This is a genomic window from Microbacterium aurum (assembly GCF_016907815.1).
Classification (GTDB): domain Bacteria; phylum Actinomycetota; class Actinomycetes; order Actinomycetales; family Microbacteriaceae; genus Microbacterium; species Microbacterium aurum.
Genome location: NZ_JAFBCQ010000001.1, coordinates 2,486,450 through 2,504,984, shown reverse-complemented (window position 1 = coordinate 2,504,984; position 18,535 = coordinate 2,486,450). Strand labels below are relative to the sequence as shown.

Below are 18,535 nucleotides of genomic sequence, written 5' to 3'. Positions count from 1 at the left end.
GGGCGGCGCGGCGGTCACAGGTCGAGTTCGGGCACGTCGAGCCGCACCCTGAGTGTAGTTCGCGGGCTCGCCGCCCCCGGCCGCCCCGGTCCTCGTCCCCGCCCGCGACGCCCGCGCAGGGCCTCGGCCACCACGGCCGCGCGCAGCTGCTCGGCCACCGCCCGCCCGTGGGCGTAGTCGAAGCGGACGAGTGCGCGCACGAGCCCGGTGTCGGAGGCGGCGCTCGCCGTCCCCACGCCGCGGGATGCCGGATCGATCGGCACCGGACCCAGGAACGCCGATGCGGGCAGCGCGGGGACCTCGCTGCGGAGGGCGGTCAGGGCGGCATCCACCGCCTCGGGTGTGCCCTCCACCGCCGCCACGCGCACGACGGGCGGCATGGACAGCGGGGTGCGGTCGGTCAGCTCCGCGCGGGCGTACGCGGGCTGCGTCCAGGTGGCCAGCGCCCGCGCCACCGGGCCGGCCACCCCGACGAGGTGCACGGGCGCCCCCGGAGCGGCGAGAGCGGCGGCGTTGGACCACCACCGCAGGCACGACTCGCCGATGCGCAGCTGCTCGGCCAGCAGCATCCGGTCGCCGTCGAGCAGTATCACGGCGCGATACCCGCCGGCGGCATGCGGTTCGGCGCCGCGTGTGGCGACGACGAGCGCGGGACGGTCGTCGACCGACGTGAGGGGGTGGGTCCCGTCGGCCACGATCACACGGGTGTTCGGGAACGCTCGGCCGAGCTCGTCGGCGGTGCGCTCACTCCCCGACGAGGCCATCCGCAGCTTCGTCGAGCCGCACTGCACGCACGCCCACGCCGGCGCCGTGCGCCCGCACCACGCGCACTCCGGGGCGACGCCCGGGCGGCGGGCGCGCAGCGGTCCGGTGCAGTGCCGACAGCGCGCGGGCGTGCGGCATTGCGCGCACACGAGCACGGGTGCGTACCCGGGACGCGCGACCTGGACGAGCACCGGGCCGCGGGTGAGCGCGTCACGCGCCGCCGCGAAGGCGCTCGAGGGCACGCGTGCGCCGCGGGACTCCCCCTCGCGCGTGGCCGAGAGCACGACGGCGGGGCTCTCGCGCCGCGCCGCCGGCAGCTCGCGCACCCAGCCGAGCTGCACGAGGCGTTCGACGTCGGTGGTGCGGGTATGCCCCGCCAGCACGAGGGCGGACCCCTCGAGCTCCTGCCGGATGAGCGCCGCGTCGCGAGCGTGCACGCCGGGGCTCAACGGCTCCGCCAACAGCGGATCGCCGTCGTCCCAGATGATCACGCACCCGACGTCGTGCGCGGGGGCGTAGACCGTCGAGCGGTTGCCGACGACGATCGCGGGGGCCGGCGACAGCAGCCGCAGATACGTCGCGTACCGCTCCGGGCCGGACCGTCGTGCGTCGTCGCGGACGACCGCGTCTGCCGCGAGGGCGAGCGCGTCGCGGGCGAGGACGGCGAGCACCTGATCCTGGTCGCGCTGGTCCGGCACCGCTACGATGGCGCTCCGCCCCTGCGCGAGGGTGCGGACGGCGATCGCCGCCAGCAGCTCGGCCCACGCGCCGACCGGTTGCACGGTGCTGGGGCGAGGGGGGGCATCGAGGGCGAGCCGTTCCCCCGCGGCGACGGCGTCGGCGAGCCCCGGATAGGGGGCCAGGATGCCGTCGGCCCACGCCGCGGCATCCGCCCCCACCCGCGGCATCTCCGGAGCGGGCGCGGCCAGCCAGGCCTTCTCCGCCCGGATCATGCGCTTGGGGATGACCAGGCGCAGGATGTCGCTCGCCGAGCCCGCCGCGCGATCGGCCGCGCGGCGCGCCAGCGCGTAGAGGGCGGGGGTGAGGACCGGTGTCGGCGAGACCACGGCATCGAGCTCCGACAGCGGCCGGCCGTCGGGGTCGGGCTCGCCGAGTTCCACGAGGTACCCGTCGACGACGCGCCCCGCCGAGCGCAGCGGCACGCGCACGCGCGCGCCCGGGACCGCCTCCGCCGCGAGTTCGGGAGGAACGGCGTAGTCGAAGAGCCGGTCCAGCTGCGGCAGCGGCGAGTCGATGAGCACGCGGGCGACGGCGGTCACGCTGCCTCCGTTGCTCCCGCTTCTGCAGGCCTCACAGCCCGGCGGCGGCGCGCAGCTCCTCGACGCGGTCCGTGCGCTCCCAGGTGAAGTCGGGCAGTTCGCGGCCGAAGTGGCCGTACGCGGCGGTGGCGGCGTAGATGGGTCGCAACAGATCGAGCTGCTCGATGATCGCCTTGGGGCGCAGGTCGAACACGTCGCGGATCGCGGCGGTGATGACCTCGTCGGCGACATGACCGGTGCCGAAGGACTCGACGTACAGGCCCACCGGCTTCGCCTTGCCGATCGCGTAGGCCACCTGCACCTCGAGCCGGTCGGCGAGACCGGCGGCGACGGCGTTCTTGGCGACCCAGCGCATGGCGTAAGCGGCGGAGCGGTCGACCTTCGACGGGTCCTTGCCGCTGAAGGCACCGCCGCCGTGACGTGAGGCGCCGCCGTAGGTGTCGATGATGATCTTGCGGCCGGTCAGCCCGGCGTCGCCCTTCGGGCCGCCGATCACGAACGGGCCGGCCGGGTTGATGTAGTAGCTGACGTCGGGAAGCTCGAGGCCGGTGCGCTCGAGCACCGGGTCGATGACTTCGGCCCGCACGGCGGCGCGCAGCGCCTTCTGTGAGATGTCGGGGTGATGCTGCGTCGACAGCACGACGGACTCGACGGTCTTCGGGACCGAGCCCTCGTAGCCGAGGGTCACCTGGGTCTTGCCGTCGGGGCGGAGGAAGGGCAGGCTGCCGTCGCGGCGCACCTCGCTCAGGCGCTCCGCGATGCGGTGCGCCGTCCAGATCGCCATCGGCATGAGCTCGGGCGTCTCGTTCGTCGCGTAGCCGAACATGATGCCCTGGTCGCCCGCGCCCTGGAGGTCGTGCGGGTCTTCGGAGCCGTCCTCGCGGCGCTCGAACGCCTTGGCGACGCCGGCGGCGATGTCGGAGGATTGCGCGCCGATCGACACGCTCACTCCGCACGAGTCGCCGTCGAATCCCGTGTCGCTGGAGGTGTAGCCGATGCGGTTCACGACCTCGCGGACGATCGCGGGGATCTCGACGTAGGCGCTCGTGGAGACCTCTCCCGCGACGTGGACGAGACCGGTGGTGACGAGGGTCTCCACCGCGACGCGCCCGTCGGGGTCGGCGGCGATGATCGCGTCGAGGATCGAGTCGGAGATCTGGTCGCAGATCTTGTCGGGGTGTCCCTCGGTGACGGACTCGGATGTGAACAGGCGCAGCTGGCTCATCGATTCTCCTGACGGAACGGGCTCACACAATCATGCCCGCGGTCCCCGACATCGCGGGTCACGCGGGCATGGCGACGCCACACGGCGTCATGCGATCACGCGGTGATCACTCGACGGGGCGCAGCCGCAGCTTGTCCTCGTGGATCTCGTGCAGCGCGATCGTCAGCGGCTTGTCCTCGACGGACGAGTCGACGAGCGGCCCGACGTTGTCGAACAGGTTGCCCTCGTGCAGGTCGGAGTAGTAGTCGTTGATCTGTCGCGCACGCTTGGCCGCGTAGATGACGAGCTGGTACTTGGAGTCGACCTTGTCGAGCAGCGCGTCGATGGGCGGGTCGATGATGCCCTGGTCACGTCCGGCCATGGGGAACCTCCTGGATCGGATGGCGGTGGTGAAGTCGGAGGCGTCGGCGGTGCCGAGCGCATCCGACCATTCTATCAGCCGGCGAGCCGCACGATCTCGGCCGCCGCGCGGGCGACGTCGTCGTTCACGACGCGGTAGTCGAACTCGCCCTGCGCGGCCAGCTCCACCTTCGCGGTCTTCAGGCGGCGCGTGCGCTCCTCGGCGTCCTCGGTCCCCCGCCCGACGAGCCGCTGGACGAGCTCGTCCCAGCTGGGCGGGGCGAGGAAGACGAGCGTTGCGTCCGGCGCGGCGGCGCGCACCTGACGCGCCCCCTGCAGGTCGATCTCCAGCAGCACCGTGCGTCCGTCGGCGAGAGCCTGCTCGATCGGCGCGCGGGGCGTGCCGTAGCGGTAGGCGTTGTGCACGGTGGCGTGCTCGAGCAGCGCTCCGCTGCGGATGAGCTCGTCGAAGGCCGCGTCGTCCACGAAGAAGTAGTGCTCGCCGTCGACCTCGCCGGGGCGGGGCTGGCGGGTCGTCGCCGACACCGAGAGCAGGATCTCGGGGTGGTGCTCCTTGATGTGCGCGGCGACGGTCCCCTTGCCGACCGCGGTGGGCCCGGCCAGGACGATGAGACGGCTGCGGCCGGCGCGCGGCTGCAGCGGCGGGAACCGGCCGTCGAGCCAGCGCTGCAGCGCGACGCGCTGGCGCACGCCGAGTCCGCCGAGGCGCTTGACCGGTGAGATCTCGAGCTCGGCCAGGATGCGGTCGCGCTTGCCGTCGCCGATGGCCGGCAGGGCGGTCAGGAAGTCGGGGACGCGCATGGCGCCGGCCGGCGAATCAGGCTTGTCGAGCGCACGCTGCAGCAGTTCCTGCGGGGTGATGACGCGCATCGCGACGTCGTGCTTGAGCGCGGCGCGCTCACGGCGGGCGGCGACGGCGCGGCGGGATGCGGCGACGCGGTCGACCTCGGGCGGGGTGCGGGAATCAGCCATCGGATTCTCCACGGTACAGGGCCGCGCGCTCACGGATGCGCTCGGCGAGGCGGTCGGGGCCGGCGGAGAGGATGCTGCGGCTCTCGCTCGCGACGACCTGCGAGGCGACATACCCGAACAGCCGGCTGAGGTCCCGGGGCTCGGCGCCCTGCGCACCGAACCCGGGGGCGAGGATCGGGGTGCCGGCGAGCACCACATCGGTGAGCCCGAACGAGCGGCGGTCGACGGTCGCGCCGACGACGAGGCCGATGGGCCCGAGCGAGCCGGGCGCGCCGATGTTGCGGGCCGCGACGTCGTGCGCGACGCGCTCCGCGACGGTCTCCTCTTCGTCCACGCGAGCGCGCTGCACGGGTGCGGCCTCGGGATTGCTCGTCGCGGCGAGGACGAACGCGCCTTTGTCGTGCGACGTAGCGGTCGAGAAGGCGGCGTGCAGCGCGTCGGCGCCGAGGTAGGGGCTGAGGGTCACGGCATCCGCCTCCAGCGGCGCCCCCGGCATGAGCCAGGCGGCGGCGTAGCCGTCCATCGTCGTCCCGATGTCGCCGCGCTTGGCGTCGGCGATGACGAGCAGGCCCGCCGACCGTGCCGCGGACATGACGTCTTCGAGTGCGGCGAAACCGGCGGCGCCGAACCGCTCGTAGAACGCCACCTGGGGCTTGACGACGCCCGTGCGGCCGGCCGCGGCGTCGACCGTGCGGAGTCCGAACTCACGCGCACCCGCCGCCGACACGTCCAGTCCCCACGACCGCAGCAGCGCCTCGTGCGGGTCGATCCCCACGCACAGCGGTCCATGCGCGTCGAGCGCGGCCCGCAGTCGCTGGCCGAACGAGGTCACACCATCGCCTTCCGCTCGGCGCGATCCTCGGCGTACTCCTGCAGGCTCCGCACCTCGAACCCGGAGCGCAGCACCGGCAGGGCGCTGACGGCGGCGCCGAGCACGGCCATCGTGGTGAACAGGGCCTTGTCGGCCGCGACGGCGGCCGCGCGGATCTCGTAGCCGTCCGCCCGGGCGATGCCGCCCGACGGTGTGTTCACGACGATGTCGATCTCGCCCGCGTTGATGAGGTCGACGACGTTGCGCTCCCCCGTCTCCTGCGTCGCGGAGTACTTGTTCACGAGGTCGACGCGGATGCCGTTGCGCGCGAGGATCTCGGCGGTGCCCTCGGTCGCGACGAGGCGGAAGCCGAGCTCCTGCAGCCGGTGCGCGGGCAGGATGACGGCGCGCTTGTCGTCGTCGGCGACCGAGAGGAACACGGTGCCCGACGTCGGCATGCCGCCGTAGGCGGCGGACTGGCTCTTCGCGAACGCGGTCGGGAAGTCGCGGTCGATGCCCATGACCTCGCCGGTCGAGCGCATCTCGGGGCCGAGGACCGAGTCGACGGTATGCCCGTCGGCGGTGCGGAACCGCTTGAAGGGCAGCACCGCCTCCTTGACGGCGACCGGCGCGTCCAGCGGCACGCGCGAGCCGTCCTGCTCGGGGAGCATCCCCTCGGCCTTCAGCTCCGCGACGGTCGCGCCCGCCATGATGCGCGAGGCGGCCTTCGCGAGCGGGATGCCGAGCGCCTTCGACACGAACGGCACCGTGCGGCTCGCCCGCGGGTTCGCCTCGATGACGTAGAGCACGCCCGCCGAGACGGCGAACTGCACGTTCAGCAGTCCCCGCACGCCGACGCCCTCGGCGATGGCGAGGGTCGCGGTGCGCACCCGGTCGATCTCGGTGCGGCCGAGGGAGACGGGCGGGAGGGTGCACGAGGAGTCGCCGGAGTGGATGCCGGCCTCTTCGAGGTGCTCCATGACGCCGCCGATGTAGAGCTCGTGTCCGTCGTACAGCGCGTCGACGTCGAGCTCGATCGCGTCGTCGAGGAACCGGTCGACCAGGAGCGGCTTGCCCTCCTCGATGACGACCTCACCGGCCGTGCGGACGAAATAGTCGCGCAGGCTCTCGGTGTCGTAGACGATCTCCATGCCGCGGCCGCCGAGCACGAAGCTCGGACGCACGAGCACGGGGTAGCCGATCTCCTCGGCGATCTCGACGGCGCCCGCCTCGTCGACGGCGGTGCCGTGGCGCGGCGCCACGAGACCGGCGCGGTCGAGCAGCTGCGAGAAGAGCTCACGCTCCTCGGCGATGTCGATGGCCGCGGGCGAGGTGCCGAGGATCGTGTAGCCGGCCTCCTCGATCCCCTTCGCGAGGCCGAGGGGCGTCTGACCGCCCAGCTGGCAGACGACGCCGAGGATCGTGCCCGACTGCGCCTCCGCGTGCAGCACCTCGAGGACGTCCTCGAGGGTCAGCGGCTCGAAGTACAGCCGGTCGCTGGTGTCGTAGTCGGTCGACACGGTCTCGGGGTTGCAGTTGACCATGACGGTCTCGAACCCGGCATCGCTCAGCGCGAACGACGCGTGCACGCACGAGTAGTCGAACTCGACGCCCTGGCCGATCCGGTTGGGCCCCGACCCGATGATGACGACCTTCGTGCGCTCCGACGGCGTCACCTCGGTCTCGTGGTCGTACGACGAGTAGTGGTACGGCGTGAGCGCCGGGAACTCCCCCGCGCACGTATCGACCGTCTTGTAGACGGGACGGATGCCGAGGCCGTGGCGGATGCCGCGGATCTCGCTCTCCGAGTCGCCGCGGAGCTGGGCGAGCTGCGCGTCGCTGAAACCGTGCTCCTTCGCGAGGCGGAGCGTCGCGGCATCCAGCTCCGGCGCTTGCCGCACGAACTCGGCGACCTCGTTGATGAGGGCGATCTGGTCGAGGAACCACGGGTCGATCTTCGTGGCCTCGAAGGCCTGCTCGATGGTGGCGCCGAGGCGCATGGCCTGCTGGAGCACGACGATGCGGCCGTCGGTGGGCGTCTTCGCGATCTCGAGGAGCTCCTCCACCGACCGCGACTCCTCGCCCCAGTGGAAGCTCGAGCCGCGCTTCTCGAGCGACCGCAGCGCCTTCTGCAGCGCCGTCGCGTAGTTGCGGCCGATCGCCATCGCCTCGCCGACCGACTTCATGGTGGTCGTGAGGGTGGTGTCGGCGTTCGGGAACTTCTCGAAGTTGAACCGCGGCACCTTCACGACGACGTAGTCGAGCGTCGGCTCGAAGCTCGCCGGCGTCGCCTGCGTGATGTCGTTGGGCACCTCGTCGAGGCGGTAGCCGATCGCGAGCTTGGCGGCGAGCTTCGCGATCGGGAAGCCCGTCGCCTTGGAGGCCAGCGCCGACGAGCGCGACACGCGCGGGTTCATCTCGATGACGATGATGCGCCCCGTCGCCGGATCCACGGCGAACTGGATGTTGCATCCGCCGGTGTCCACTCCCACGGCGCGGATGATGTCGATGCCGATGTCGCGGAGCTTCTGGTACTCGCGGTCGGTGAGGGTGAGCGCCGGGGCGACCGTGATCGAGTCGCCGGTGTGCACGCCGACGGGGTCGACGTTCTCGATCGAGCAGACGACGACCGTGTTGTCGGACGTGTCGCGCATGAGCTCGAGCTCGTACTCCTTCCAGCCGAGGATCGACTCCTCGAGGAGCACCTCGGTCGTCGGGGAGTCGCGCAGGCCCGCCCCGCCGATGCGGCGCAGGTCCTCCTCGTCGTAGGCGAAGCCCGACCCGAGCCCGCCCATCGTGAACGACGGGCGCACGACCAGCGGGTAGCCGAGTTCGGCGGCGCCGGCGAGGAGGTCGTCCATCGTGTGGCAGATGACGCTGCGGGCGACGTCCGCCCCAGCATCCAGCACCAACTGCTTGAAGATCTGGCGGTCCTCGCCCTTGCGGATGGCGTCGACCTTCGCGCCGATCAGCTCCACGTTGTACTTCTCGAGGATCCCCTGCTCGTGGAGCGCCATGGCGGCGTTCAGCGCCGTCTGGCCGCCGAGGGTCGGCAGGATCGCGTCCGGCTTCTCCTTGGCGATGATCGTCTCGATGACCTCGGGCGTGATCGGCTCGATGTACGTCGCGTCGGCGAAGTCGGGGTCGGTCATGATCGTGGCCGGGTTGGAGTTCACCAGGATGACGCGCACGCCCTCCTCGCGCAGCACGCGGCAGGCCTGAGTGCCGGAGTAGTCGAACTCACAGGCCTGGCCGATGACGATCGGGCCGGAGCCGATGACGAGGACGGAGCGGATATCGTCGCGCTTGGGCATCAGTTCTTGTTCTCCAGGGAGGTGCGCACCAGGTCGGCGAAGCGGTCGAAGAGGTAGTTGGCATCGTGCGGGCCGGCGGCGGCCTCGGGGTGGTACTGCACCGAGAAGGCCGGGATGTCGAGGGCGCGCAGGCCCTCCACGACGTTGTCGTTGAGCCCGATGTGGCTCACCTCGACCCGGCCGTAGCCGTTCGGCGAGTCCACCTCGCCCTCGAGGGGCGCGTCGACGGCGAAGCCGTGATTGTGCGCGGTGATCTCCACGCGGCCGGTCTGCTTGTCGAGCACGGGCTGGTTGATGCCGCGGTGGCCGAAGGGCAGCTTGTACGTGCCGAACCCGAGGGCGCGGCCGAGCAGCTGGTTGCCGAAGCAGATCCCGAAGAACGGCAGGCCCCGATCGAGCACGCCGCGCAGCAGTGTGACGTGGTCGTCGGATGCCGCGGGGTCGCCGGGTCCGTTGGAGTAGAACACGGCGACCGGGTCGATCGCGAGGACCTCCTCGATCGTCACGCTCTGCGGCAGCACGTGCACGTCGAAGCCGCGGTCGGCGAGGTTCTCGATCGTCGCCTGCTTGACGCCGAGATCGAGCACGGCCAGGTTGCCGAGGCGCCCGCCGCGGGCGGGCGTCACCTCGGCGGTGGCGACGGAGACCGCGGCCGACAGGTTCTGCCCGGCCATCTGCGGGGCTTCGCGCACCTGACGCAGCTGCTCCTCGGCATCCAGCGTCGCGGCCTCGCCGGAGAACACTCCCCCGCGCATCGAGCCAGCCGAGCGCAGCACGCGCGTGATGGCGCGCGTGTCGATCCCGGAGATGCCGACGATGCCGTCGCGCGTCAGGGCGTCGTCGAGCGACTCCTCGGAGCGCCAGTTCGACACGACGCGCGAGGGATCGCGGACGATGTAGCCGGCGACCCAGATGCGGCGCGACTCGACGTCTTCGCTGTTCATTCCGGTGTTGCCGATGTGCGGCGCGGTCTGCAGGACGATCTGCCCGGCGTACGACGGATCGGTGAGGGTCTCCTGGTAGCCGGTCATGCCGGTCGCGAAGACGACCTCGCCGAGCGTCGTGCCGCGCGCACCGTACGCGCGGCCGGGGTGGCGGGAGCCGTCTTCGAGGACGAGGACGGCCCGGTCGGTCGTGAAGGAGGTCATGCGTCGGTTCCCGTCGGGGTGGTGGCAGTCGAGGCGGGCAGGATCGCGGCGATCGCCGCCGCGAGCGCGCGGGCGGAGCCGTCCTGCGGGCGGAGGTAGCTGTCGACGAGCGTGTCGCCGGCGCGCCAGGTCAGGCGGACCAGGCCGCCACGCTCGACGACGCGGTCGATCGCGACGGTCGCGAGGTCCACGTCGGCGATGCGTGCGGTCTCGAGGAACAGCCGGGGCTGGCCGGTGAGGTCCAAGGCGACACCGCGGTCGGTGATGGTGACGTCGACACGGGAGCGGAAGCCGAGGCCCCGGATCGCGAGCCGCTCGAGCGGCTCGCCGTGGCGGGTCGTCGCCACGTACAGCCCGGACACCCGTTCGCGCTCCACCGCTGCGGCGGGCGCTTCGCCGAAGGGGGCGGCGAGGCCGGCGTCACGGCGGGTGCGTCGTCGCCAAGCGATGACGCCGATCGTGAGCAGCGCGATCGCGACGGCGATCATGACGAGCAGGGCGCCTTCGCGGCTCATGCGCGCACCTCCGTGCCGACCGGGGCGCCCATCGTCGCGGCCACGACGCCGTCCTCGACGGTCGCCGCTCCCCGGAAGAGCGTCCAGCGCACCTCGCCCGGGAGGTCGCGCCCGAGATACGGCGAGTTCACGCTGCGACCGTGGAGGTCGCCGCGCGCGAAGGTGCGTACCGGGGCGGGGTCGTAGAGGGTGAGGGAAGCCGTCGCGCCCGCCTCGAGCGGCGTGCCGGCACCGCTCAGCCGGCCGATGCGGGCGGGAGCGGCCGACATGACGCGGGCGACGTCGTCCCACGTCAGCATCCCCGTCTCGACCATGGCCTGGTGCACGACGCGCAGGGCAGACTCGAGCCCGACCATGCCGTTGGCGGCGGCCTGCCACTCGCAGGACTTGCTCTCGTCGGGGTGCGGCGCGTGATCGGTCGCGACGATGTCGATCGTGCCGTCGGCGAGGCCCTCCCGCACCGCCTGCACGTCCTCGTCGCGGCGCAGCGGCGGGTTGACCTTGAAGCGGGCGTCGTAGCCGCGGACGAGCTCTTCGCTCAGCAGCAGATGGTGCGGCGTGACCTCGGCGGTGACGTTGACGCCGCGCTTCTTGGCCCAGCGGATGATGTCGACCGACCCGGCCGTGGACAAGTGGCACACGTGCAGGCGTGAGCCGACATGCTCGGCCAGCAGGACGTCGCGCGCGATGATCGACTCCTCGGCGACGGCGGGCCAGCCGGCGAGCCCCAGCTCGGCCGAGACGGCGCCCTCGTTCATCTGGGCGCCCTCGGTCAGCCGGGGGTCCTGGGCGTGCTGGGCGACGACGCCGTCGAACGCCTTCACGTACTCCAGCGCCCGGCGCATGATGAGCGGGTCGAAGACGCAGAATCCGTCGTCGCTGAAGACGCGGACGCGGGCGCGGGACGAGGCCATCGCGCCGAGCTCGGCGAGACGCTCCCCCTTCTGCCCGACGGTGACGGCGCCGATCGGCTGCACGTGCACGAACCCGGCCGCTTCGCCGAGCGCGAGCTCCTGCTCGACGACGCCAGCGGTGTCGGCGACCGGCGACGTGTTCGGCATGGCGAACACGGTCGTGTAGCCGCCGGCGGCCGCGGCGCGCGACCCGGTGAGGATCGTCTCGGACGCTTCGTAGCCGGGCTCGCGCAGGTGCGTGTGCAGGTCGACGAGGCCGGGCAGGGCGATGAGACCGTCGGCATCCACGATGCGCGCCCCGGCGCGGCTGAGGCCGGTGCCGACCTCGGCGATGCGGCCATCCTCGACGATCAGGTCGGCCGCGTGCCCGCCGTTGAGCTTCGCGCCGCGGATCAGGTAATCGGTCACGGGGCTTCCTCCTCTTCCGCATCCGGTCCCTGGGCCTGTCGAAGGGCGCGCTCTCCCGCCAGCAGCAGGTACAGCGCCGCCATGCGGACCGAGACGCCGTTCGCAACCTGTTCGAGCACGGTCGAGCGCGGGGAATCGGCGGCGTCGGCGGAGATCTCCAGCCCTCGGTTCATGGGACCGGGGTGCATGACAATGCTACCGTCCGGCAGCGCTGCCAGCCGCGCCGCGTCAAGCCCCCAGCGCCGCGAATACTCCCGTTCAGTGGGGAAATACGCGGCTTTCATGCGCTCCAGCTGGATGCGGAGCATCATGATGGCGTCCGGCTCGGCGGCGATCGCCGCGTCGAGGTCGTACTCGATCCGCACCGGCCAGCCGGTGACGTCCTGCGGGATCAGGGTCGGCGGGGCGACGAGCGTCACCTCGGCGCCGAGGGTGCGCAGCAGCCACACGTTGGACCGCGCGACGCGCGAGTGCAGCACGTCGCCGACGATCGTGACGCGGATGCCGCTGAGGTCCCGCCCACGGCTGTCGTCACCGAACCGGCGCTTGCGGATCGTGAACGCGTCCAGCAGCGCCTGCGTCGGGTGCTCGTGCGTCCCGTCGCCGGCGTTGACGACACCGGCGGTGATCCAGCCACTCGATGCGAGGGTGTGCGGGGCGCCGGAGGCGCCGTGGCGGATGACCACGGCATCCGCCCCCATCGCCTGCAGCGTCTGCGCGGTGTCCTGCAGCGACTCCCCCTTGCTGACGGAGGAGCCTTTCGCGGAGAAGTTGATGACGTCGGCAGAGAGGCGCTTGGCGGCCGCCTCGAACGAGATGCGGGTGCGGGTGGAGTCCTCGAAGAAGAGGTTCACGATCGTCTTGCCGCGCAGGGTCGGGAGCTTGCGCACCTCGCGGGACTGGGTGTCGCGCATGTCCTCGGCGACGTCGAGGATGCGGAGGGCATCGTCGCGGGAGAGCGTCTGGGTGTCGAGGAGGTGCCTCATGACTCGATCGTCACCTCTTCGATGCCGTCGACCTCGGCGAGGTGCACGTTGACGCGCTCGCTGCGGGCGCTCGGGAGGTTCTTGCCGACGAAGTCGGGGCGGATGGGCAGCTCGCGGTGACCGCGGTCGACGAGGATCGCCAGGCGCACCGCCGCCGGGCGGCCGATGTCGTTCAGCGCGTCGAGGGCGGCGCGGATCGAGCGTCCGGAGAACAGCACGTCGTCCACGAGCACGACCGTCTTGCCGTCGATCCCGCCGGCGGGGATCTGCGTCGGCTGCGGCGTGCGCGTGGGGTTGCGGTGCAGGTCGTCGCGGTACATCGTGACGTCGAGCGCTCCGACGGGGACGCCGACACCGGCGATGTCGGCGAGCAGCCCGCCGATGCGGTTCGCGAGCGTGACGCCGCGGGTGGGGATGCCGAGGAGGACGAGGTCCTGAGGCCCTTTGTTGGACTCGAGGATCTCGTGGGAGATCCGAGTCAGAGCGCGTGCGATGTCAGCGTCGTGCATCACGGTGCGCGTGGTACCGGTGCTCATCCGCCGCTCCCTTCTCCGCCTCACAGGACGGTGTTAAAGGTTGCTGTGGTTCCGGCATCCACCCTACCGGACCGGTGCGGGTGGCTGGTCTCGATACGCCTCCGCTGGCGCTCCGGCTACTCGACCACCGGTTGAGGGTGCGGGTGGCTGGTCTCGATACGCCTCCGCGCCGGTCGTTGAGCGAGCGAGGTACGAGCGAGACGAAACGTCGCACGCGATCCCGGTCGCGGGCGCGCCCGCGCTCAATGACCGGGGGCGGAGGCGGTCTCGATGATGCGCTCGGCGCGGATCGGGTGTCCGGGCGTGGTGAGGCATGCACCACTCGCGAGGTCCCATTTCCAGTCGTGGAGGGCGCAGGTGAGGACGCCGTCCTCGACCTTTCCGGTCTTGGTGAGGTCGGCGCGCAGGTGCGGGCAGCGGCGTTGCAGCACCCAGCCGTCGATCTCGGCATCTTCGGTCTGATCGGACTGCTCGGCGTACCAGTTCTCGACGTACTCGATGCGGTCGCGGGACAGGCACTTCAGGAACGTCGTCAGGAACTCGTTGAACTTCCCCGAACGACCCACCTCGAACTGCATCGACAGGAAGATCGAGTTCGACCAGTCGATCTCGTGGTCGCGGATGTTCGTCGAGACGAGATCGGCGGGGATCGTGTACCAGTAGATGCAGTCCTCCCCCGCGTACTCGCGCACCTTCGCCTTCGGGAAGTCCACCACCATGTCGAGCTCACCGATGCGGAAGCGCACGTTGCCGCCGACGCCGGTGCGGATCGTGCGCGCGCGGCGCAGCAGCGGCTCCCACCACTCTTTGATCGCGGCGAGCATCTCGTCGGGGGCGATCACCTCCGCGCGCGTCGCGATCTCGGCGATGACCTCGTCCTGACGGCTGTCCCGCTGCTCGGCGAGGTAGTCCCACTTGTCGTCGAACACACGGTCGATCTCGTCCTGCGTGTACAGCGTCTGCGTGACCTCGACCGCGCCGCCGTTCAGCTCCACCTGCGTGCCGGGAACGAACTCGTAGCCCTTCTGCGCGGGCCGGACCTCCCGCATGTGCGTGAGGAACTGGCGCTGATCTGTGAAGATCGAGTCGTTCTGAAGCCCCAGGCCGTTGAAGCGGAACAGGTCCTCGCGCAGGAACATCGGCGGTCCCGCCATGGGGAACACGTGCTCGGCATCCACCTTCTCGATGTAGTACATCGCCCGCTTGTTCTGCGCATCGCGCTTGAGCTGGGCGAAGTGCTGCTTGGAGTCCTGCGGCAAGTCGTAGACCATCGGCCACCAGATGGCCCCCGACACCTGCGTGAAGTACGCGTCGGGCTTGCCGAAGCTCATGAGCTTCTCCAGGTCCAGCGGGTGGGAGTCGTTCTGGTTGAGGATGTTGGCGGTGCCGTCGTCCACGCTGAGCGACGAGTCCCCGATGGGCCCGTCGCTGGGCGCGCGCAGCGGCGTCACCATGATCTTCAGGCCGCCCGGGTACTCCAGCGGGACCCCCGCCTGGGTGTAGACGATGTTGTCGTACCCGAGCGCGCGAATGTCGACCTCGAGATCGTCCGTGGGGTACTCCGGCAGGAGCACGCGGATGTCCTTCGGCACGTAGCGCTCGAGCAGCCGCGGGTCGAAGTGGTCGCGGTGACGGTGCGAGATGTAGAGGAAGTCGGCCTTGCCGAACCTCTCCCAGTCCAGGCCCCGGTTGTCGGGGAAGGGGAACCACGACCCGAAGAAGCTCGGCCCGATCACGGGGTCGCAGAGGATGCTGCCGCCGGTCGTCTCGATGAACATGCCGGCGTGGCCGAGACCCGTGATCCGCATGGAACCTCCTGTGTCGAACAGCTGTCGAGTCTACGCGGCGGTCGCCCCGCGATCCTGGCGCCCCGCTGGGCGCGTGCCGTTCACGGCTCGAGCAGATCGCGGATGTCGGCGGCGGTGAGTGACTGCGCCAGCAGGTCGTCCTCGCCCATCACCGACTGGAACAGCCGCGCCTTGCGCTGCTGCAGGGCGACCACCTTCTCCTCGATCGTGCCGCCGGAGATCAGCCGGTACACGTTCACAGGGCGCGTCTGACCGATGCGGTGGGTGCGGTCGACCGCCTGCGCCTCCGCGGCCGGGTTCCACCACGGATCCATGAGGAAGACGTAGTCGGCTTCGGTGAGCGTGAGGCCGAAACCGCCGGCCTTCAGGCTGATGAGGAACACCGGCACATCGCCGCCCCGGAACCCGGCGACGACGTCGCTGCGGCGCCGGGTAGACCCGTCGAGGTACGCGTACCGGATGCCGTGGGCGTCGAGGTCGGCGCGGACGAGGTCGAGGTACGACGTGAACTGGCTGAACACGAGCGCACGATGGCCTTCGGCGATGAGCTCCCCCAGCTGCTCTCGCAGCGCGTCGAGCTTGGCTGAGCGGATGCCGGGGTCGCCCGCATCCACGAGCGCAGGCGCCAGGGCGAGCCGGCGCAGGAGTGTCAGCGACCGGAACACGATGAAGCGGTTGCGGTCGAGGTCGTCGAGCAGCCCCAGCACCTTGCGGCGCTCCCGCTGCAGGACGGCGTCGTACACGGCGCGGTGCGCCGGGCCGAGCTCGATCGTGAGCACCTGCTCCTGTCGCGGCGGAAGCTCGGGCGCGACGAGCTCCTTCGTGCGCCGCAGGACGAACGGGCGCACCCTGCTGCGCAGGCGTTCCAGCCGGCGCTCCCGGTAGGGGCCGCCCTCTTCGTTCTCGGGCACCTTGCCCTGCTCGATCGGCTTGACATACTCCTCGCGGAACCGGCGCGGCGAGGGGAACAGCCCGGGGCAGGCGAGAGCCAGCAGCGCCCACAGTTCGGTGAGCGAGTTCTCCAGCGGGGTGCCGGTGACCGCGACCACCATGTCGGCGCGTAGCGCCTGGACCGCCCGGTGCACGCGCGTGCGGGGGTTCTTCGCGAACTGTGCTTCGTCGAGCACCACGCAGGCGAAGTCGCCCGCGGCGTAGAGGTCCGCGTCGAGGCGCAGCAGCGTGTAGGAGGTCACGACGACGTCGGCACCCGACCAGGGCGGCTGCCCCGCCTGCGGATCGGCGCCGGCCATGCGTCCCGCCGCAGCCGCCCCCGATGCCTTGCCCGCCGTCTCCTCGACGAGGTTCACCCTCAGCCCCGGCGTGAACCGGGCCGCCTCGGCGCGCCACGTCGCGAGCACCGACGTCGGTGCGACGACGAGGACGGGGCGGCGCTCGCCGCCCTCGCGGAGGTGTGCGATGAGGGCGAGCACCTGCAGCGTCTTGCCGAGGCCCATGTCGTCGGCGAGGATGCCGCCGAGCCGGTGCCGCCACCACAACCCAAGGCGTTCGAAGCCCTCGCGCTGATACGGGCGGAGCTCCGCATGCAGGGCCGCCGGAACCGAGACGGCGACCGGCGCGGCGACTCGGAGACCCTCCGCCGCGGCCCGCCACGCCACCGCGGGCTGGGACTCGTCGGCGAGGTCTTCGAAGTCCTCCCACAGCGGCAGCTGGTAGCGGCTGATCCGCGGGCCCGACTCCCACTCCGGCAGGTCGGCGGCTTCGTCGATGAGCTCGCGCAGGCGGTCGAGGGCAGGGTGCGCGAGGGAGAAGTAGTGGCCGTCGGAGAGCAGCACCTTCTTCTTGCGCAGTGCGAGGGCGCGAAACAGCGGCGTGAACGGGATGCGGTGTCCGCCGATCTCGACGAGGATGCCGAGGTCGAACCAGTCGGCATCCGTCGTCTCCACGGTCTTCACCGTGATGCGGGGGTCGCCGCCGAGCTCGCGGTACACGCGTCGCCGGCCGCTCGTCTCCACGCGCACGCCGTCGAGCTCCTCGAGGGCCGGCAGCACGTGCACGGCGAACTCGGCCGCATCGACGCCGGTGACCGTCGCCGCCGCGGTGACCGCGAGCCCACGATCGGTGAAGACGCGCTCGACGGCCCGGCGCAGCTCGGCTTCGTGGGGATCGTCCGCGCTGGTGTCGAACGCCGCGCGGCCGAGCCCCGGCCGCTGCCAGCGGAGGTCGACGCGGATCGTGTCCTCGGGAAGGAACCGCACCGTCGCGACGAGCGTCGTCTGCTCCGGTGCCGGCAGCGTCACACCCGCGCCGGCGGCCACGACGCCGTCGCGCGCCAGTCGCGGGTAGGCCTGCGCGAAGAAATCGCTGACCTCGGCGGCAGGGACGGGCACCGGGCGCCCCGCGGCGAGCAGGTCGTGCACGGTGTCGCCGAGCGGCGCCGGCGCGAGGGTGAGCGCGATGCCGCCGCTGCGCACCTCGAACCGATAGACGCCGGAGTGCCCGACGGGGCGCACCGTGCCCGGATCGGCGACCTCCTCGCCGATCGCGACGGCGGCGGCGACGCTCAGGCCCCCGGCATCCGCCTTTCCGATCACGACCTCCACGTGGGCGCGGGGGGCGAGGGTGACCGTCTGGTCGCTGGAGACGGCGACGAGCGGGATGCCGAGCGCGTCCGCCGCTGCGAGGTGCGACCACAGCAGGCTCGACTCGACGCTGTCGAGGGTCACCCACTCGGAGTCGTCGCGGTATCCGCCCAGCACGCGGGTGTCGTGGACGATCCCGAAGAGGGTCGTGAACCAGCGGAACTGGTCGCGGCGGTAGCGCAGCGGCGCGCGGCGGAGCGCATCCCAGGACACCTCGGAGCGGATCCACTTGCCGCTGCGGCTGCTGCGCGACAGCGGTCGCACGCCGACCGTGATGTCGTCGGGCTCGGCGGCGTCGAGGGAGCGGGCCGTCGCCGGCAGCACGCGCCGCGGACCCCAGTGCACGGCGTTCGCCCGGGATTCCCGCACGCGCAGTTCCACGCCGAGGGCGAGGGCGACGGTGCCCTCGCCGCGGCCGGCGTCCGCACCGGCACCGAGGATCGTGCGCCAGTGCGCGTCGCGCGGCGGTGCGGCACGAGGACCCGGGGCGGCGGGAGCCATGGGTGCGGCCGACACCGGCGACGCCGGTGGTGCCGGGTCGCGGTGCACGCCGTCGGCGGCGCCGGCATTGCTGCGCACGAGGGTGGCGACGGTGTGCTTGCAGTGCTCTGCCATCGGGCACGAGCAGCGCGCCGTCATGATGCGCGGCCGCGCCCCGCTCGTGTCGAGGCGGATGCTGCACCGGTACAGCTCGCTGCGGCTGCCGGCCACGATGCCGCTGAGGGTGCTGTCGTCGGGATCCCACGTCACGCGGCGCACGGCGCCGCTGCGCGCGTAGCCGACGCCGCGCTCGTACGCGCCGCCCCACGCGGCACGGCGGATCTCGACATCCGGAACGTGGGGCGCGGTCACCGCTTCATCCTCGCAGGGGCCGCCGACGTGCCGCGAAGACT

The 18,535-nt window shown here is 71.8% G+C and carries 13 protein-coding genes; all 13 read right to left on the bottom strand.

Annotated elements, in window-relative coordinates; genetic code table 11:
- Positions 1 to 14: 14 nt before the first annotated feature.
- The gene (locus JOD60_RS12330) at positions 15 to 2,045 is read right to left on the bottom strand and encodes a primosomal protein N' family DNA-binding protein (protein ID WP_076690875.1); all 2,031 of its coding nucleotides are present in this window, start codon (positions 2,043 to 2,045) and stop codon (positions 15 to 17) included.
- Positions 2,046 to 2,076: 31 nt separating this feature from the next.
- The gene (gene metK / locus JOD60_RS12325) at positions 2,077 to 3,270 is read right to left on the bottom strand and encodes a methionine adenosyltransferase (RefSeq protein WP_076690874.1); all 1,194 of its coding nucleotides are present in this window, start codon (positions 3,268 to 3,270) and stop codon (positions 2,077 to 2,079) included.
- Between the two features lie 106 nt (positions 3,271 to 3,376).
- Positions 3,377 to 3,631, bottom strand: a complete 255-nt coding sequence (rpoZ, locus tag JOD60_RS12320; protein ID WP_076690873.1) for a DNA-directed RNA polymerase subunit omega — start codon at positions 3,629 to 3,631, stop codon at positions 3,377 to 3,379.
- Positions 3,632 to 3,705: 74 nt separating this feature from the next.
- On the bottom strand, positions 3,706 to 4,602 hold the full coding sequence (gene gmk, locus JOD60_RS12315; RefSeq protein WP_076690872.1) for a guanylate kinase: 897 nt from the start codon (positions 4,600 to 4,602) through the stop codon (positions 3,706 to 3,708).
- The gene (gene pyrF, locus JOD60_RS12310; protein ID WP_076690871.1) at positions 4,595 to 5,434 is read right to left on the bottom strand and encodes an orotidine-5'-phosphate decarboxylase; all 840 of its coding nucleotides are present in this window, start codon (positions 5,432 to 5,434) and stop codon (positions 4,595 to 4,597) included. The genes gmk and pyrF overlap by 8 nt, the downstream gene beginning before the upstream one ends.
- Positions 5,431 to 8,727: a carbamoyl-phosphate synthase large subunit gene (gene carB, locus JOD60_RS12305; RefSeq protein ID WP_076690870.1), complete on the bottom strand. Its 3,297-nt coding sequence runs from the start codon at positions 8,725 to 8,727 to the stop codon at positions 5,431 to 5,433. The genes pyrF and carB overlap by 4 nt, the downstream gene beginning before the upstream one ends.
- Entirely contained in the window at positions 8,727 to 9,875 is a 1,149-nt protein-coding gene (gene carA, locus JOD60_RS12300) for a glutamine-hydrolyzing carbamoyl-phosphate synthase small subunit (protein ID WP_076690869.1), read from the bottom strand. The genes carB and carA overlap by 1 nt, the downstream gene beginning before the upstream one ends.
- Complete coding sequence (locus tag JOD60_RS12295) at positions 9,872 to 10,390, bottom strand: PH-like domain-containing protein (RefSeq protein ID WP_076690868.1); 519 nt, start codon at positions 10,388 to 10,390, stop codon at positions 9,872 to 9,874. The genes carA and JOD60_RS12295 overlap by 4 nt, the downstream gene beginning before the upstream one ends.
- On the bottom strand, positions 10,387 to 11,712 hold the full coding sequence (locus JOD60_RS12290) for a dihydroorotase (protein WP_076690867.1): 1,326 nt from the start codon (positions 11,710 to 11,712) through the stop codon (positions 10,387 to 10,389). The genes JOD60_RS12295 and JOD60_RS12290 overlap by 4 nt, the downstream gene beginning before the upstream one ends.
- Positions 11,709 to 12,698, bottom strand: a complete 990-nt coding sequence (locus JOD60_RS12285; RefSeq protein ID WP_076690866.1) for an aspartate carbamoyltransferase catalytic subunit — start codon at positions 12,696 to 12,698, stop codon at positions 11,709 to 11,711. The genes JOD60_RS12290 and JOD60_RS12285 overlap by 4 nt, the downstream gene beginning before the upstream one ends.
- Positions 12,695 to 13,234 carry a bifunctional pyr operon transcriptional regulator/uracil phosphoribosyltransferase PyrR gene (pyrR, locus tag JOD60_RS12280; RefSeq protein ID WP_076690865.1) on the bottom strand — a complete coding sequence of 180 codons (540 nt, stop codon included), beginning with the start codon at positions 13,232 to 13,234 and terminating at the stop codon, positions 12,695 to 12,697. Before pyrR ends, JOD60_RS12285 begins: the two co-directional genes overlap by 4 nt.
- A gap of 242 nt (positions 13,235 to 13,476) precedes the next feature.
- The gene (locus JOD60_RS12275; RefSeq protein WP_076690864.1) at positions 13,477 to 15,042 is read right to left on the bottom strand and encodes a Rieske 2Fe-2S domain-containing protein; all 1,566 of its coding nucleotides are present in this window, start codon (positions 15,040 to 15,042) and stop codon (positions 13,477 to 13,479) included.
- An 80-nt stretch (positions 15,043 to 15,122) separates the two neighbouring features.
- Positions 15,123 to 18,494: a DEAD/DEAH box helicase gene (locus tag JOD60_RS12270; RefSeq protein ID WP_076690863.1), complete on the bottom strand. Its 3,372-nt coding sequence runs from the start codon at positions 18,492 to 18,494 to the stop codon at positions 15,123 to 15,125.
- Positions 18,495 to 18,535: the final 41 nt, after the last annotated feature.

Bases quoted from the DNA above. Each gene is read 5' to 3' on its own strand.
- metK (WP_076690874.1), bottom strand. From the start codon at position 3,270: ATGAGCCAGCTGCGCCTGTTCACATCCGAGTCCGTCACCGAGGGACAC.
- rpoZ (WP_076690873.1), bottom strand. From the start codon at position 3,631: ATGGCCGGACGTGACCAGGGCATCATCGACCCGCCCATCGACGCGCTG.
- gmk (WP_076690872.1), bottom strand. From the start codon at position 4,602: ATGGCTGATTCCCGCACCCCGCCCGAGGTCGACCGCGTCGCCGCATCC.
- carB (WP_076690870.1), bottom strand. From the start codon at position 8,727: ATGCCCAAGCGCGACGATATCCGCTCCGTCCTCGTCATCGGCTCCGGC.
- carA (WP_076690869.1), bottom strand. From the start codon at position 9,875: ATGACCTCCTTCACGACCGACCGGGCCGTCCTCGTCCTCGAAGACGGC.
- JOD60_RS12295 (WP_076690868.1), bottom strand. From the start codon at position 10,390: ATGAGCCGCGAAGGCGCCCTGCTCGTCATGATCGCCGTCGCGATCGCG.
- JOD60_RS12285 (WP_076690866.1), bottom strand. From the start codon at position 12,698: ATGAGGCACCTCCTCGACACCCAGACGCTCTCCCGCGACGATGCCCTC.
- pyrR (WP_076690865.1), bottom strand. From the start codon at position 13,234: ATGAGCACCGGTACCACGCGCACCGTGATGCACGACGCTGACATCGCA.
- JOD60_RS12275 (WP_076690864.1), bottom strand. From the start codon at position 15,042: ATGCGGATCACGGGTCTCGGCCACGCCGGCATGTTCATCGAGACGACC.